The organism is Mycolicibacterium thermoresistibile (assembly GCF_900187065.1).
GTDB lineage: Bacteria > Actinomycetota > Actinomycetes > Mycobacteriales > Mycobacteriaceae > Mycobacterium > Mycobacterium thermoresistibile.
Window position 1 is genome coordinate 4171071 of record NZ_LT906483.1, and the last position, 14556, is coordinate 4185626.

Consider the following 14556-nt stretch of genomic DNA (forward strand, 5'->3'; position numbering starts at 1 on the left):
TAAGGTCAAGATCATGGCCGAGGTCCTGCCGCAGCCGATACTGGAACCGCTCACACCGGCGGCGATCTTTCTGGTGGCGACGATCGACAAGGGCGGTGCGGCGAGGGTTCACGACGTGCTGCCGGAACTCTCGGGCATGGTGCGGGCAATCGGCTTTCGCGATCCGACGAAGCGGTTGTCGATGGTGACCTCGATCGGGTCGGACGCCTGGGACCAGTTGTTCTCCGGGCCCCGCCCGGCGGAACTGCATCCGTTCATCGAGCTGGAGGGGCCACGGCACAAGGCTCCGGCCACCCCGGGGGATCTGCTGTTCCACATCCGCGCCGAGGCCTTGGACGTCTGCTTCGAGTTGGCCGGACGCATCGTCAAGGCGATGGACGGCGCCATCACCGTGGTGGACGAGGTGCACGGGTTCCGGTTCTTCGACAACCGTGACCTGCTCGGGTTCGTCGACGGCACCGAGAATCCGGACGGACCGGAAGCACGCAGCGCCACCCGCATCGGCGACGAGGACCCCGACTTCGAGGGCGGCTGCTATGTGCACATCCAGAAGTACGTGCACGACATCGCGGCCTGGGAGGCGTTGTCGGTCGACGAGCAGCAACGGGTGATCGGCCGCACCAAACTCGACGACATCGAACTCGACGACGATGTGAAGCCCACCAACTCCCACATCGCGCTGAACGTCATCGAGGACGAGGACGGCAACGAGTTGCAGATCGTGCGGCACAACATGCCGTTCGGCGAGGTCGGCAAGGGCGAGTACGGCACCTACTTCATCGGGTATTCGCGCACCCCGTCGGTGACCGAGCAGATGCTACGCAACATGTTCCTCGGCGATCCGCCGGGCAACACCGACCGCATCCTCGATTTCTCCACCGCCGTCACCGGTGGGCTGTTCTTCGCCCCGACCGTCGATTTCCTCAACGATCCGCCGCCGCTCCCGCACACGCCCGCCGCCGCGGCGCAGGATGTGGCCGAGACCGGCGACACCTCCCAAACCCACGATGGCGAAATCCACGATGGCTCGCTCGGCATCGGAAGTCTGAAAGGAATCCCGTGATGAACAACCTGTACCGCGAGCTTGCCCCGGTCACCGACGTCGCGTGGGCCGAGATCGAGCTGGAGGCCAGCCGCACCTTCAAGCGGCACATCGCCGGCCGGCGGGTTGTCGATGTCAGCGGGCCGAGCGGTCCGACCACCGCGGCGGTCAGCACCGGCCACCTCAACCGGGTCAGCCCGCCGTCGGACGGGGTGATCGCCGACCTGCGCGACAGCAGACCGCTGGTGCGGCTTCGGGTTCCGTTCACGGTGACCCGTGAGGCGATCGACGACGTCGAACGCGGCGCGCAGGACTCCGACTGGGATCCGGTCAAGGAGGCCGCCCAAAAGCTCGCCTGGTCCGAGGACCGCGCGATCTTCGAGGGATATGCCGCCGCCGACATCGAGGGCATCCGAGCGTGCAGCTCCAACCCTGCGCTGGCGCTACCCGATGATCCGCGCGACTTCGCCGACGTGCTGGCCCAGGCGCTTTCGGAGTTGCGGCTGTCCGGTGTCGGCGGCCCGTACTCGGTGCTGCTGTCGGCGGACGCGTACACGAAGGTCAGCGAGACCACCGAGCACGGCTATCCGATCCGCGAACACCTCAACCGGCTGATCGGCGGCGGCGACATCATCTGGGCGCCGGCCATCGACGGGGCCTTCGTCTTGTCCACCCGCGGAGGCGATTTCGAGTTACTGCTGGGCACCGATGTGTCGATCGGATATCTGTCCCACGATGCGGACACCGTGCAGCTCTACATCGAGGAGACGATGACGTTCCTGTGCTACACGTCCGAGGCGTCGGTCGCACTGACCCCCAGCTAGCTGTCGCGCGAGCGTAGCGAACGCAACGACTACGCAGGAGGCACCAACGAGAAGAGTCGGTCATTGGTGCGTTGAATCAACGTGGTGTGGACCTTCCAAACCTCTTTGGCTTCAGTAGGTCCTGAACGCGCCAACGCCCATAGCGTTTCGCAGGTTGCAAGGTCAATGGCGTGCGCCGGCGCGCCCCCGAGTGCGATAGCCACGTCACCGTCGGAGGCGATGTAATAGGAACCGAGGCTATCGCCTTCGCAAGTCTTTCCAGTTGTACCGGTTCCCAAGTCGAACTGCTGCCACTTTTGCTCATCCGAGGTAGTCGTCACGAAGAATCTCCCCCCGATCCGGCGAGCCTCGGATGCCGCGACAGAAGCCGGTAGCTGCAGTAATTGGCGACCGTCGATAGTAAAGACCAGCCGGCTCGTGGCCGTAGAGACCATGGGAAGGTCGAGAGACCCATCTTCGATTCTTCCATCCGGGACCGGCTCACTCAGCTGCGTACCCTTGTCGTCGAAGAACGCCACGCGGGTCGTCGAAAAGTCATCTGCCAGCGAGTATTCGTATCCAAATCCACCGGGATAGACGACGGCACGTTCAAGTTCAACGTCCTTCGGCAGCGACGGCGCCACAATAGAGCCGTCAGCGACCGAGAACACTACATCGGCAACACCACCACTGCTTTGAACCGCAAGGTTCGAGGGCGACGAGTCACGCGCCCACGTCTCAAAGTAGGCCGGCAATACACCGCCGCCTGGCACGAACCACGTCAGTTCCGCACGTTCCCCCACGCCGTACATGCCGCTTCCCGCAACCCGCGCGACGACGTAATCACCGATCTGCTCCAACTGGGGTTGGTCTTGTGAATACACCCGCAGGTCGCTCAGGCCCTCGAAAGCAATTTCTCCCGAGACTGTGTCGACTATCCACGCTGTCGATCTAGCACCCTGATCTGCACCCTGACGAACGCACAGAACCATGGGCGGACCGTTGACATAGCAATCGAAATCTGTCGCTTCCTCGGCAGACCCAAGTCGTATCGGCCCGAAAGTCCGCTGCCCATTGCTGACGTTGAGCCCGAACAGCCACCAACCCTCGTCGGTGATCCCTAGAAATATGCCTCTGTCGCCGATGTTTCTCACCGGCCGCATCACCGTACCCGGCGGAAAGTTGAGGTCGTTACTTGTGATTGTCCACCCTGGCACCGGCTCACGCCGCATCGAATCCGAAAGTAACACTTGCGGCGGCAACTCGGGAGACGGCGCCATGGCTTCCGGTTGATCTGCGGTCGTACCACCGCTACAGCCAGTTAACACCAGGACCGCGATGACAGCCAACAGTCTTCTTCCGACTCGTTGCGGTGACATGCTTTCCGTCGTCACACAGCACCGGGCGCTTCGATTTGAAGACGTTGCACTATTCGGGCGTCGACTAGTTCCCCGCGCCGCGCGGGATTACGCCAATAGAACCGGATCAGCTTGCGCAGCGCACGACCGCCCGGCGTGTACCAGTTGGATGGAAGCGTCCGAGTCCGCCCATCCACGGTCGTGATGTAGGTTGCACCCGTGGGACGATTTCCGTTCTGCGGTTTGTCCGCCACAGATATCACGTCATCCCAGGATTGCCGCACCGTCGACGTCGTGGTTGCGGTCTCGATTCCATCTAAAGTCAACCGGATATAGCTCGTACCTCGCGCCTTGAGTATTTGCCGCAAGCTGAATACGCCGACCACGACTCCAATGGCGCATACCAGTACGTAGTAACGATCGTCTCTGTGAGCTACGGGGATACTGAGCCAGCCTTGGGGTGCGGAGATCGCGTAGCACGCCATTGCTACGAATGCCCCAGTCGTGGCAATCAGAAGGAGACAGTCGACTCTCATATCGGGGCGGATGGTCGCACCAGCGTCATCGTTTGAAATGCGTGGCGTCACTCGACCTAACACGACAAGCACCAGCATCGCGACCAGCCCTAACGAAAACGATGCGGCCCCAGTTGCGACCACCGCGGAAAGATAGTCGCTACGCAGGAGAAAAATCATACTCCAAACGAGGCAGAATGCCCCAAATGGAGCGAAAATAGTACACAGAACGGCAGTGGCGAAACCGACCATATCAGGGCCCGCACATCACGTTACCGACCAACTTCCCGACGTAGCCAAAAGCGAAGCCCCCGACGGTATTAGCACCCATGGCTGCGATCGGACCGACGTCCGGTATGGCTCCGACCGCAATAGTCGTGGCTACGCCACCCACGGTTGATACGCCGCCTGACCATAGGGCGACGCACCTCTCGTATACGGTGTCCGCCGAGAAGGTGCTGAAGACCGTGTGGGCTACGCCCATCGCCGGTCCACCGAATTTGGCGCCCGCTTTGAGGCCATCGAGTGCGGGTGCACTCAAACCATTGATCCCTTTCCCGGCCTGGACCTCCAGTCCGGAGAGCGCGGCACTTGCCAAGTTCGGAACTGAGTCGTGGAAAAAGAGTCTGGGAGTATCGCGTAATCGGTCTTCGTCGTACAGCTACCAGTACGCGTTCCGTCGGGGTTCTGTGAGATAGCGATTGTTGTCCCATCGGCCCACGACACCGTGGTGAGATTCCCCCCGTCCTCTCGGGGCATTGACGTTGTGTCCGATATCCAATTTTTGTTCTTGTCGACGTGGAGGATTTGGATAGTTCCTGCTGGGTGAATCTGTTGACTGGGAAGCCCCTGATCGATCCAGTCGGTACGGATATGCTCGCTGCCATCGACCATGTGGAACGTGGTCACAGCGTTTCCGTACCGGTCGGTCGTCTCGCTAACTTCTCGTATGGTCGTCGCCATGTCCTGAGCCCGCGCAATTTCCTGAAACAGCTTGCCGTCTTCTGTTGAGGGGTCCGGCACCTCATCACGGGGAGCCGGTTCCACAATGCTCGGCGCCGAATAGGCGAGGTTTGCGAATGCCGCCCCTTTGCCCGCCGCGGCCGCAGTGAGTTGCAGTGCGGTCCAATCATCGGCTTCGCCGACCGCCAGCAGCAGCTCATTTATCTCTGTTTGCATTTCCGAAGCTTGCTTCTGTAGCTGGGCGGCCTCTTCCTCTGACATCTCTGCAGGGTCAATCATCACGACCCATTGGTCCGTGACCCTCAAAGGACCGGCATCGATGTCATCGGCTCTGGCTAAAAGTTCCGTCCGCGCCTTGCCGATAGCGGAGGATCCACTTCTCAATGCGCCGGCGAACGCCTCAGCATACGTTTTGAATGACGATGACCTCTTCGTCGCCCGCCGGAACATCTCCGTCGCTGCGTCGTGAGCCGCCCCCTTCCACGTGCGCGACTCGGGCATTGCGTCGATCCGGTCGTCAAGCCTACTCACGGATTGGTAGATCGTGTCGCCAGCCGCGTCAATCGTCGATGCGGCCGACAGTAGTGACTCGGGATTCCAACTCTGTAAACGCGTTCGGGATGGCAACACGGCTAGAAGAGTCCGTCGAAGGAGTCGGACAATATGTGGTCTTGAACTTCGTACGTGTCCCCTGCGCCACGCACAGCTGTAGCCATAGCAAGGACGTCATCGGCGATATCCTTTGCGGCCGCCCCGAGGTGGGGCCCGACTTGGTGGGCAGCCCACTGCGTAAGCGATCCGCCAATACCATCTGCTGCTGCCGTCGCAGCACCGTCAACATCGATTCCTGCGATGACGGCTGCGGCATCATCTACTTGCTTGGCAAAGGCTCGTAGCAGTTCAGGATCAACTAACATGCAGTCCCCTCAGCACATACACGCTGGGCGGTGCTACCCCAGCACACAAACCTTCGCCTGGGAGGCTAACATCCGGCACACATAGCTCTGCGCACCAATTTCAACAACTCCGCTGTCGAACGTGAACTTGTTTGCGAAGAATCGCGAAAATTTGACCACCAAGTTCACGTTCGGCAGGCGAGACGGCGAACTCAGGCGGCGGTGAGCACCGAGTCCAGCACCGAGAGGAACATCCCCAGCCCGTCGTCGGACGGCCCGGTCAATGCTTCGGTGGCGTGTTCGGGGTGGGGCATCAGCCCGACGACCCGCCCGTTGGCCGAACTGATCCCGGCGATGTCGCGTTGGGAACCGTTGAGGTTCTCCCGGTAGCGGAACACCACCCGGCCCTCGCCTTCGAGTTCGTCGAGCACCGACTCGGGCGCCACATACCGCCCCTCGCCGGACTTCAGCGGGATCAGCAGGTCAGCGCCGACGTCGTAGCGGGTGGTCCAGGCGGTGGAGTTGGACGCCACCTCCAGCCACACGTCGCGGCAGATGAAGTGCAGGCCGATGTTGCGGGTCAGCGCCCCCGGCAGCAGCCCGGCTTCACACAACACCTGGAAGCCGTTGCAGATGCCGAGCACCGGCAGACCCCGGCCGGCCTGTTCGATGACCTCACCCATCACCGGCGCGAACTTGGCGATCGCCCCGGCCCGCAGGTAGTCGCCGTAGGAGAAGCCGCCCGGCACGATCACGGCGTCCACACCCTTCAGATCGGCGTCGCCGTGCCACAGGGTGACGGGCTCGGCACCGGCCAGCCGCACCGCGCGAGCCGCGTCGACGTCGTCGAGCGTGCCCGGAAAGGTGATCACTCCGATTCGTGCGCTCATCACGGCTCCCTGCTGACCGACCAGTCCTCGATCACGGTGTTGGCGAGCAGCGATTCGGCGATCTCGGCGATGGTGGCGTCGTCGACGCTGTCGTCCACCTCGAGTTCGAACCTCTTGCCCTGCCGCACGTCCGACACACCTGTCACGCCCAGCCGCCCGAGTGCGCCGAGGATCGCCCGCCCCTGCGGGTCGAGGATCTCGGCCTTGGGCATCACGTGTACCACCACCTTCGCCACGGCAGCCACTCTACCGGCGCAAACGCCCGCCCCGTCTCAAAGGCACGAGTCGATGTAGGCGGTGCACAACGGCCGGGCCAGCGCAGCCAGCACTTGCAGGTCCGGCGGGGCAGACCAGGACACCCGCGGAGGTGATGAAGCCCACAGCGCCAGCTCGGCCACCGTGCCGTTGCGCGGGTCGGCCAGCAGGTACTGACGCAGCACCTGCGGACCGGGCAGGCTGATCACCGCGGCCATCCCGGTACCGAGGTCGGAGGTGATCGTCGCCGAGCTGCCCGGGGCGGTGTGCTGACAGTTTCGCACCGCCTCCACCGCTGTGCGCAGTACCCCGAACGCCGTCTCGCCGGTGCGCCAGGTCTCGCCGCGCCAATGCCACACCTGCACCTGCAGCTGCCAGTCACCGGGCGGTTGGGTGACGACGGCGCGCGCCGCGACGGCGTGGTCGCGGGGGTCGTCACCGGCGACGGGGACGGCGCACGATTCCTCGAACCGCATCGGCGCCGCGGTCGCGGTGGCCAGCGAGGCCGGTTCGGGCCACCGGTACTGGTCGTGCAACGGGATCGCCGACGGCCTGATCCACGCGGAATCCGGGATGCGGTCGCAGTACGGCGGGCAGTCGCCGGCGTCGGCCCCCGCCGTGCCGGCCGCAACCGGCAGGACGAGCAGACCGCACACGCTGAGCAGTCCGATCAGCATCCGCACGGCGCCACCCCCTTGGGCGCACAATGTTAGGCATGCAACTGACCCATTTCGGCCATTCGTGCTTACTTGCCAGCTTTCGGTCCGAATCGGGGACGGACACCTCGGTGCTCTTCGATCCCGGCATCTTCTCTCACGGGTTCGAGGGCATCACCGGTTTGTCGGCGATCCTGATCACCCATCAGCATCCGGACCACGCGGACACCGAGCGGCTGCCGGCGCTGCTGGAGGCCAATCCGCAGGCCAAGCTGTACGCCGATCCGCAGACCGCCGCCCAACTGGGCGAGCCGTGGCAGCCGGTGCACGTCGGGGACGAATTCACCATCGGCCATCTGACGGTGCGCGGCGCCGGCGGGCGGCACGCGGTGATCCACCCGGAACTGCCGGTGATCGACAACATCTCGTATCTGATCGGCGACGGTGAGCATCCGGCCCGGCTGATGCACCCGGGTGACGCGCTGTTCACCCCCGGTGAGCCGGTCGACGTGCTCGCGACGCCGGCTGCCGCGCCGTGGCTGAAGATCTCCGAGGCGGTGGATTATCTGCGTGCGGTGGCGCCGAACCGAGCAGTGCCGATCCATCAGGCGATCATCGATCCCAGCGCCCGCGGCATCTTCTACAGCCGGCTGCAGGAGATGACCGACACCGACTTCCAGGTGCTCAAAGAGGAGAACGCCACCCAGTTCTGACCGGGGTCAGGCGGTGTCGCGGGCGGCGGCGCGGCCGGCGGCGCGCCCGGAGAAGATGCAGCCGCCCAGGAAGGTGCCCTCCAGCGAGCGGTAGCCGTGCACGCCGCCGCCGCCGAAGCCGGCCGCCTCCCCCGCCGCGTAGAGCCCGTCGAACACCTCGCCGTCACCGCGCAACACCCGTGAGTCCAGGTCGGTCTCCAACCCGCCCAGCGTCTTTCGGGTCAGGATGTGCAGTTTGACCGCGATCAGCGGCCCGGCCTTCGAATCGGTCAGCCGGTGTGGGGCCACCACCCGCGACACCCGGTCGCCGAGGTAGCCGCGGGCAGCGCGGATCGCCATCACCTGGGTGTCCTTGGTGAACTTGTTGACCACCTCGCGATCCCGGGCGGCCACCTCGGCCGCCACCGTCGCATAGTCCAACGGCAGCACGTCGGGCAGCTCGTTCATGGCGGCCACCAGCCCCTGCAGCGAGTTCGCGCTGACGAAGTCGGCGCCCCGGTCGACGAATGCCTGCACCGGTTCTGGTGCGCCCGGGCGGATCCGCGCCAGCACGTCGCGGACGCTGCGGCCGGTGAGGTCGGGGTTCTGTTCCTGCCCCGACAGCGCGAACTCCTTGGCGATGATCCGGGCGTTGAGGATGAACCAGGTGTAGTCCTGCCCGGTCTGGGTGATGTATTCGAGCGTGCCGAGGGTGTCGAACCCCGGATACAGCGGTGCCGGTAGCCGTTTGCCGTGGGCGTCGAGCCACAGCGACGACGGGCCGGGCAGGATCCGGATGCCGTGCAGCGGCCAGATCGGGTCGTAGTTGGTGATGCCTTCGGTGTAGTGCCACATCCGGTCGCTGTTGATGACGTTGGCGCCGGCCTCCTCGGCGATCTCCATCATCCGGCCGTCGACGTAGGCGGGCACCCCGCTGAGCATCTGCTCGGGCACCCGGCCCATCCGCGGCGGCCAGTTCTGCCGCACCAGGTCGTGGTTGCCGCCGATGCCGCCGCTGGCCACGATCACCGCGGCGTCGCGGAACTCGAAATCGCCGACCACTTTCCGCGACGACGCGAATCCGCGCGGCGCCTGAGACGGTTCCAGGACCGACCCGCGCACTCCGACGACGACCCCGTCTTCGACGATCAGTTCGTCGACCCGGTGGCGGAATGCGAACCGCACCTGGGACCGTTCCGCGGCGGCGTGCAGACGCCGGGCGAAGATGTCGACGATCGCCGGTCCGGTGCCCCAGGTGATGTGGAACCGGGGCACCGAATTGCCGTGTCCGCGTGCGTCGTAGCCGCCCCGCTCGGCCCAGCCGACCACCGGGAAGGTCTGCAGGCCGCGGGCCCGCAGCCAGGTGCGTTTCTCGTAGGTGGCGAAGTTGACGTAGGCCTCGGCCCACTTGCGGGGCCAGTAGTCCTCCGGCCGGTCGAAGCCGGCGGTGCCCAGCCAGTCCTGCCACGCCAGTTCGTAGCTGTCCCGGATGCCCAGCCGTCGTTGTTCGGGGCTGTCGACGAAGAACAGTCCGCCGAAGGACCAGTAGGCCTGCCCGCCGAGGTTGGCGGCGTTCTCCTGGTCGACGATCAGCACCCGGCGGCCGCGGTCGACCAACTCGCAGGCGGCGACGAGGCCGGCCAACCCGGCGCCCACCACGATGACATCAGCGTCTGCCATGACCGCAACGTTAGCGGTCCGGACGCTCAGGCGGCGTCGGTCAGGACCGGGTCGGGCAGCCAGCGGTACACCGTGGGTGTGCTGCGGTGCATCAGGGCCAGGTCGACGGCGTCCAGCATGGCCTGCCGCGGGCCGGTCCGGCGCAGCTGCCGAGCGGACACCGCCAGCCGCAGGATCCCGCCGCGGCGCGCGGTGCGCTCGGCCGACAGCACCACCGTGCGGCACCACCACGGTTCAGCCAGGAAACCCGACCCGATACCGAGCACCCGGCCCCGCAGCGTGGTCTTGCGCACCAGGTCGGTGACCCCGGTCAAACCGACCAGCAGGCGAAAGCCGTTGCGCGGCAGCGCCATTTTGGTGCCCTCGGAGACGATCCAGCCGGGTGCGGCGAACAGCCGGGTGCGCAGCCCCAGGTGCTCGAGCACCCGGTCGGCGCCCATCAGGCGCAGGTTGGCCTCGTGTGCCCGCAGAACCGCGAACTCGCTGCGCCGCCGCTTGGTGGCGGCCTCGTCGAATCCGTTCAGCACGATCGCATCCCCGCGCTCCCGCCGGGCCGTCAGCCACTCGACGGTCTCCGGGTCATGGTCGAGCCGGTAGCCGCCCTTGAGGCGGGGTGCCACCAGCAGCGACACCGGGACATTCCGGGCATCCATCTCGGCGCAGAACTCCGCGGCGTCGGCCAGCGTCCGCCGGCTCAGCTGCGCGACCGAGACGATCAGTTGTCCAGCCACGCCGCCAGTGTGGCGAGCTCAGGTAACCGGATGGTGGCCTGAAGGTGTCCTCAACGCGGCAGCACGGCTTCGATCGCGGCGATCACCTCGGGGGCGTCGGGTTCGGTGCGTGGCCGGAACCGGTTGACCACGGCGCCGTCCGGGGCGATCAGGAATTTCTCGAAGTTCCACTGCACGTCTCCGGCCTGCCCGTCGGCGTCGGCCGTCTTGGTCAACTCCGCGTACAGCGGGTGCCGGTCGGGCCCGTTGACGTCGGTCTTGGCCAGCAGGGGAAATGTGACCCCGTAGGTGGTCGAGCAGAAGGTGCGGATCTCCTCGGGGGTGCCCGGCTCCTGGTTCATGAACTGATTGCACGGCACGCCGACCACGGTCAGCCCCCGCGGGCCGTAGCGCTGCGCCAGTTCCTCCAGAGCGCGGTACTGCGGGGTGAGCCCGCACTTGGAGGCGACGTTGACGATCAGCGCGGCCCCCTCGGCCAGGTCGGCCAGTGTGGTGGCCTGTCCGTCGAGCGTGGTCAGCGGGATCGCGGTGAGCGGCGTATCGGTCATGGCGGGCAGGTTACCGGGTTTCGTGCCCGGCACTGGTGGGCCGGGCGCCGGTGCCTTATATTTTTCACAATCTCGACTAGTGAAAAAGGAGTCGTCGTGGCCGAGCCGTTGTCCGCCCTGCTGACCCGGGAGCACCGCGCCATCGACGCCGGCATCGAGGCCTTCATGTCGGGGCTCGACGCCGGTACCGCCAGACCGGAATCGCTGCACGCGGCACTGCAGACCCTGCGCCGGCACATCTACCTGGAGGAGACCCTGCTCTTCCCGCCGATCCGGGCGGGCGGCATGGCGATGCCGGTGTTCGTGATGCTGCGGGAGCACGGCGCGCTGTGGCGGACGATGGACGAGCTGACCGACCTGATCGCCGCCGACGCCGATCCCGACGTGATCCGCAAGACCTGCCGGAACCTGCTGGAACAGCTCGATCAGCACAACGGCAAAGAGGAGCCGGTCATCTACACCCACGCCGACGCGGAACTGCCGGAGCCGCTGGAGGCCGAGATGGCCCAGTTCCTCGCGGACGGGCAGATGCCACCGGGCTGGGTCTGCGGACACGCGGTGGCCTGACCCGCCGCCGGCTCTACCAGGACCGTGACGTGACCCCTCCCGCACAGGGGTTTCCCTCGGCCTCGTTGTCACCTATATTTATCACAAGTCGCAATTGTAATAATTACGACGGCAACACCGGACTCTGCGGAGCCCGTCGACAGACGGGCCGGCGACCGCCTGTGCGCGGGCGATTTCCTGCCTGATCAGCTGACGGGCCCAGCCGACAGGAGGAGCCGTGACCAGTACCACCCCGGATCTGCGGATACTCGAGGCCCGGCGGCCGTTCCCGGCCCGCCCCGGGCCACGCGGCAGCCTCCTCTACCGGCTGATCACCACCACCGATCACAAGATGATCGGGATTCTCTACGTGGCAACGTGTTTCACCTTCTTCTTCATCGGCGGGCTGATGGCGCTGCTCATACGGGCCGAACTCGCCGCTCCGGGGCTGCAATTCGTCTCTAATGAGCAGTACAACCAGCTGTTCACGATGCACGGCACCATCATGTTGCTGTTCTATGCCACCCCGGTGGTGTTCGGGTTCGCCAACCTGGTGCTGCCGCTGCAGATCGGCGCTCCCGATGTGGCGTTCCCCCGGCTCAACGCGTTGAGCTACTGGCTGTTCCTGTTCGGCGCCGCCACCGCGCTCGCCGGTTTCCTCACCCCCGACGGTGCAGCCGACTTCGGCTGGACCGCCTACACCCCACTCAGCAGCGCGGTCTACTCCCCCGGCGCCGGCGTGGATCTGTGGATCTTCGGGCTGGCCGTCGCCGGTCTGGGCACCATCCTCGGTGCGGTCAACATGATCACCACCGTGGTGTGCATGCGCGCCCCGGGCATGACCATGTTCCGGATGCCGATCTTCACCTGGAACATCCTGGTCACCTCGGTGCTGGTGCTGGCCGTCTTTCCCCTGTTGACCGCCGCGCTGCTCGGCCTGGCGGCCGACCGCCGGCTGGGGGCGCACATCTACGACGCCGCCAACGGCGGGGCGTTGCTCTACCAGCACCTGTTCTGGTTCTTCGGGCATCCGGAGGTGTACATCGTCGCGCTGCCGTTCTTCGGCATCGTCACCGAGATCTTCCCGGTGTTCTCCCGCAAACCGGTATTCGGTTACACCGCACTGGTGTATGCGACGGTCGGTATCGGCGCGCTGTCGATGGCGGTGTGGGCGCACCACATGTTCGCCACCGGCGCCGTGCTGCTGCCGTTCTTCAGCTTCATGTCGTATCTGATCGCGGTGCCGACCGGGATCAAGTTCTTCAACTGGATCGGCACCATGTGGAAGGGGCAGCTGACGTTCGAGTCGCCGATGCTGTTCTCGGTCGGGTTCATCCTCACCTTCCTGATCGGCGGATTGTCAGGGGTGATGCTGGCCAGCCCGCCGCTGGACTTCCACGTCACCGACACCTACTTCCTGGTCGCGCACTTCCACTACGTGCTGTTCGGCACGATCGTGTTCGCCACGTTCGCCGGTGTGTACTTCTGGTTCCCGAAGATGACCGGCCGGATGCTCGACGAACGGTTGGCCAAGCTGCACTTCTGGCTCACCTTCATCGGCTTTCACACCACGTTCCTGGTGCAGCACTGGCTGGGTAACGAGGGCATGCCGCGGCGTTATGCCGACTACCTGCCCGCCGACGGGTTCCAGCCGCTCAACATCGTGTCGACCGTGGGTGCGTTCATCCTCGGGGCGTCGATGCTGCCGTTCATCTGGAACGTGTTCAAGAGCCGGCGCTACGGCGACCCGGTGACGGTGGACGACCCGTGGGGGCACGGCAATTCCCTGGAGTGGGCGACCACCTGCCCGCCGCCGCGGCACAACTTCTACGAGCTGCCGCGGATCCGCTCGGAGCGTCCGGCGTTCGAACTGCACTATCCGCACATGGCCGCGCGGATGCGGGCCGAGGCCCACATCGGCCGCCGCAGCCTCACTCCCGGCGCCACCCCGGAGTGGTCGACAGGTGGGCCACGCACAGATCCGGTTCGACGAGCGGGTCGAGACCGGCGACACTCACCGGCCCGCGGATCGCGGCCAGCACACCCTGCATCAGGCCCAGATGCAGGCCGCAGATGGTCTCCCCGTAGCGGGTGACGAGTTCATAGAAGGGACAGTGCCGCAACGTGATCCGTGGCCGTGACCGGCCGACGGGCGGGTCGGGCCGGAATCCGACGTCGGCGAGGACATCGGTCAGCTCGGCGAGCGTCTCCTGCCTCGACGGTTCCCCCTGCGGCTGGCGTCTGACCAGCGACGGCCCCCAGCGCCGGCCCAGTTCGGCGGCCGCGGCGCGGGGGTCGTCGGTGTTCGTCTCGAAATGGCTGGTCATGATGTCGGCGAGCAGTCGGTAGTTCGTCGGCCCGGCGGGGTCCATCCGGCGGACCGCGCGGAACAGGACCGGCGGCCGGCCGGGACCCGCGGTCCCCCCGGACACCTGTTCGACGTCGCCGGTTCGCACCAACGCGTTGAGGTGGAATCTGACCGTGTTGGGGTGCACCCGCAGTTCGTCGGCCAGGCCGGCGACGCCGCGGGCGGTGTCCGATTCCTGCAGCAGCCGCAGGATCTCATTCCGCCTGCCGCCGGTGTCCGGCTCTGCCACCGCGGGCATCAGCCGTCCCGCGGCGGCAGGTTCGCCACCATCTCGGTGTCGGCCGGTATCGGGCCCAGTTTCATCGCCCCGCCGGGTGAGCCGAGCGGTTCGCTGCGGCCGGGCAGCGTCTCGGTGAAGAACTTCGCGTTCTCCTCCAGATACGGCTGCAGCGGCTCGGGCAGGTCATCCTCGTAGTAGATAGCCTCCACCGGGCACACCGGCTCACAGGCGCCGCAGTCGACGCATTCGTCCGGGTGGATGTAGAGCATTCGCCCACCCTCGTAGATGCAGTCCACCGGGCACTCTTCCACGCATGCCCGGTCCTTGACGTCCACGCAGGGCTCGCCGATCACATACGTCATACGCCGTGATATTACTCCAACACCTGCTTGT

16 protein-coding genes and 1 pseudogene are annotated in these 14556 nt (G+C 65.7%); 5 read left to right on the forward strand and 12 right to left on the reverse strand.

All coding sequences use genetic code 11. From position 1 onward, the window contains the following. The first annotated feature begins 13 nt into the window (after positions 1–13). Together CKW28_RS19675 and CKW28_RS19680 are read left to right on the forward strand one after the other, a co-directional pair. Positions 14–1063, forward strand: a complete 1050-nt coding sequence (locus CKW28_RS19675; protein ID WP_003926246.1) for a Dyp-type peroxidase — start codon at positions 14–16, stop codon at positions 1061–1063. Further along, positions 1063–1866, forward strand: coding sequence for a family 1 encapsulin nanocompartment shell protein (locus tag CKW28_RS19680; RefSeq protein ID WP_003926247.1), 804 nt, complete (start codon positions 1063–1065; stop codon positions 1864–1866). The genes CKW28_RS19675 and CKW28_RS19680 overlap by 1 nt, the downstream gene beginning before the upstream one ends. Before the next feature lie 29 nt (positions 1867–1895). Here the strand turns inward: CKW28_RS19680 and CKW28_RS19685 are convergent, their stop codons facing one another. The 7 genes from CKW28_RS19685 to CKW28_RS19710 form a co-directional block, all read right to left on the reverse strand. Next, complete coding sequence (locus CKW28_RS19685) at positions 1896–3194, reverse strand: 9-bladed beta-propeller domain-containing protein (RefSeq protein ID WP_234784963.1); 1299 nt, start codon at positions 3192–3194, stop codon at positions 1896–1898. Positions 3195–3235: 41 nt separating this feature from the next. Further along, positions 3236–3898, reverse strand: coding sequence for a hypothetical protein (locus CKW28_RS23675; protein WP_131588051.1), 663 nt, complete (start codon positions 3896–3898; stop codon positions 3236–3238). Positions 3899–4255: 357 nt separating this feature from the next. Continuing rightward, complete coding sequence (locus CKW28_RS19690; protein ID WP_157997576.1) at positions 4256–5311, reverse strand: WXG100 family type VII secretion target; 1056 nt, start codon at positions 5309–5311, stop codon at positions 4256–4258. A gap of 2 nt (positions 5312–5313) precedes the next feature. Next, a complete protein-coding gene (locus tag CKW28_RS19695) occupies positions 5314–5598 on the reverse strand; it encodes a type VII secretion target (protein ID WP_081475526.1) in 285 nt (94 codons plus the stop codon). A 191-nt stretch (positions 5599–5789) separates the two neighbouring features. Continuing rightward, positions 5790–6467: a phosphoribosylformylglycinamidine synthase subunit PurQ gene (gene purQ, locus CKW28_RS19700; RefSeq protein ID WP_003926250.1), complete on the reverse strand. Its 678-nt coding sequence runs from the start codon at positions 6465–6467 to the stop codon at positions 5790–5792. Beyond that, positions 6467–6703: a phosphoribosylformylglycinamidine synthase subunit PurS gene (purS, locus tag CKW28_RS19705; protein WP_003926251.1), complete on the reverse strand. Its 237-nt coding sequence runs from the start codon at positions 6701–6703 to the stop codon at positions 6467–6469. Before purS ends, purQ begins: the two co-directional genes overlap by 1 nt. 36 nt (positions 6704–6739) lie before the next feature. Beyond that, entirely contained in the window at positions 6740–7399 is a 660-nt protein-coding gene (locus CKW28_RS19710) for an ATPase (RefSeq protein ID WP_234784969.1), read from the reverse strand. 38 nt (positions 7400–7437) lie between these two features. Between CKW28_RS19710 and CKW28_RS19715 the strand changes: the two genes are divergently transcribed. After that, positions 7438–8091: an MBL fold metallo-hydrolase gene (locus CKW28_RS19715; protein WP_040547162.1), complete on the forward strand. Its 654-nt coding sequence runs from the start codon at positions 7438–7440 to the stop codon at positions 8089–8091. A gap of 6 nt (positions 8092–8097) precedes the next feature. On the opposite strand, the gene CKW28_RS19720 is transcribed toward CKW28_RS19715, so the two are convergent. From CKW28_RS19720 to CKW28_RS19730, 3 genes are read right to left on the reverse strand one after another with little or no spacing between them, the layout of a single operon-like run. Further along, positions 8098–9750 (reverse strand): FAD-binding dehydrogenase, encoded by a 1653-nt coding sequence (locus CKW28_RS19720; RefSeq protein ID WP_003926254.1) that lies wholly within the window; start codon positions 9748–9750, stop codon positions 8098–8100. A 26-nt stretch (positions 9751–9776) separates the two neighbouring features. After that, positions 9777–10481 (reverse strand): DUF2334 domain-containing protein, encoded by a 705-nt coding sequence (locus tag CKW28_RS19725; protein WP_003926255.1) that lies wholly within the window; start codon positions 10479–10481, stop codon positions 9777–9779. A gap of 50 nt (positions 10482–10531) precedes the next feature. Continuing rightward, positions 10532–11029 carry a glutathione peroxidase gene (locus CKW28_RS19730; protein ID WP_003926256.1) on the reverse strand — a complete coding sequence of 166 codons (498 nt, stop codon included), beginning with the start codon at positions 11027–11029 and terminating at the stop codon, positions 10532–10534. 96 nt (positions 11030–11125) lie between these two features. On the opposite strand from CKW28_RS19730, the gene CKW28_RS19735 reads away from it, so the two are divergent. Next, the gene (locus CKW28_RS19735; RefSeq protein ID WP_003926257.1) at positions 11126–11596 is read left to right on the forward strand and encodes a hemerythrin domain-containing protein; all 471 of its coding nucleotides are present in this window, start codon (positions 11126–11128) and stop codon (positions 11594–11596) included. A gap of 217 nt (positions 11597–11813) precedes the next feature. Next, positions 11814–13670 (forward strand): aa3-type cytochrome oxidase subunit I, encoded by a 1857-nt coding sequence (gene ctaD, locus CKW28_RS19740; RefSeq protein ID WP_003926258.1) that lies wholly within the window; start codon positions 11814–11816, stop codon positions 13668–13670. Positions 13671–14031: 361 nt separating this feature from the next. Here ctaD and CKW28_RS24530 read toward each other — a convergent pair. Both CKW28_RS24530 and fdxA read right to left on the reverse strand, forming a co-directional pair. Beyond that, a pseudogene (locus CKW28_RS24530) lies at positions 14032–14181 on the reverse strand (ArsR family transcriptional regulator); the annotation flags it as partial. After that, entirely contained in the window at positions 14181–14525 is a 345-nt protein-coding gene (gene fdxA, locus CKW28_RS19745; RefSeq protein WP_003926260.1) for a ferredoxin, read from the reverse strand. The pseudogene CKW28_RS24530 and the gene fdxA, both read right to left, overlap by 1 nt. Positions 14526–14556 lie beyond the last annotated feature (31 nt).

Coding starts and splice junctions, on each gene's coding strand:
- CKW28_RS19675 (WP_003926246.1), top strand. CDS start 14: ATGGCCGAGGTCCTGCCGCAGCCGATACTGGAACCGCTCACACCGGCG.
- CKW28_RS19680 (WP_003926247.1), top strand. CDS start 1,063: ATGAACAACCTGTACCGCGAGCTTGCCCCGGTCACCGACGTCGCGTGG.
- CKW28_RS23675 (WP_131588051.1), bottom strand. CDS start 3,898: ATGATTTTTCTCCTGCGTAGCGACTATCTTTCCGCGGTGGTCGCAACT.
- CKW28_RS19695 (WP_081475526.1), bottom strand. CDS start 5,598: ATGTTAGTTGATCCTGAACTGCTACGAGCCTTTGCCAAGCAAGTAGAT.
- purQ (WP_003926250.1), bottom strand. CDS start 6,467: ATGAGCGCACGAATCGGAGTGATCACCTTTCCGGGCACGCTCGACGAC.
- CKW28_RS19710 (WP_234784969.1), bottom strand. CDS start 7,399: ATGCTGATCGGACTGCTCAGCGTGTGCGGTCTGCTCGTCCTGCCGGTT.
- CKW28_RS19715 (WP_040547162.1), top strand. CDS start 7,438: ATGCAACTGACCCATTTCGGCCATTCGTGCTTACTTGCCAGCTTTCGG.
- CKW28_RS19720 (WP_003926254.1), bottom strand. CDS start 9,750: ATGGCAGACGCTGATGTCATCGTGGTGGGCGCCGGGTTGGCCGGCCTC.
- CKW28_RS19730 (WP_003926256.1), bottom strand. CDS start 11,029: ATGACCGATACGCCGCTCACCGCGATCCCGCTGACCACGCTCGACGGA.
- fdxA (WP_003926260.1), bottom strand. CDS start 14,525: ATGACGTATGTGATCGGCGAGCCCTGCGTGGACGTCAAGGACCGGGCA.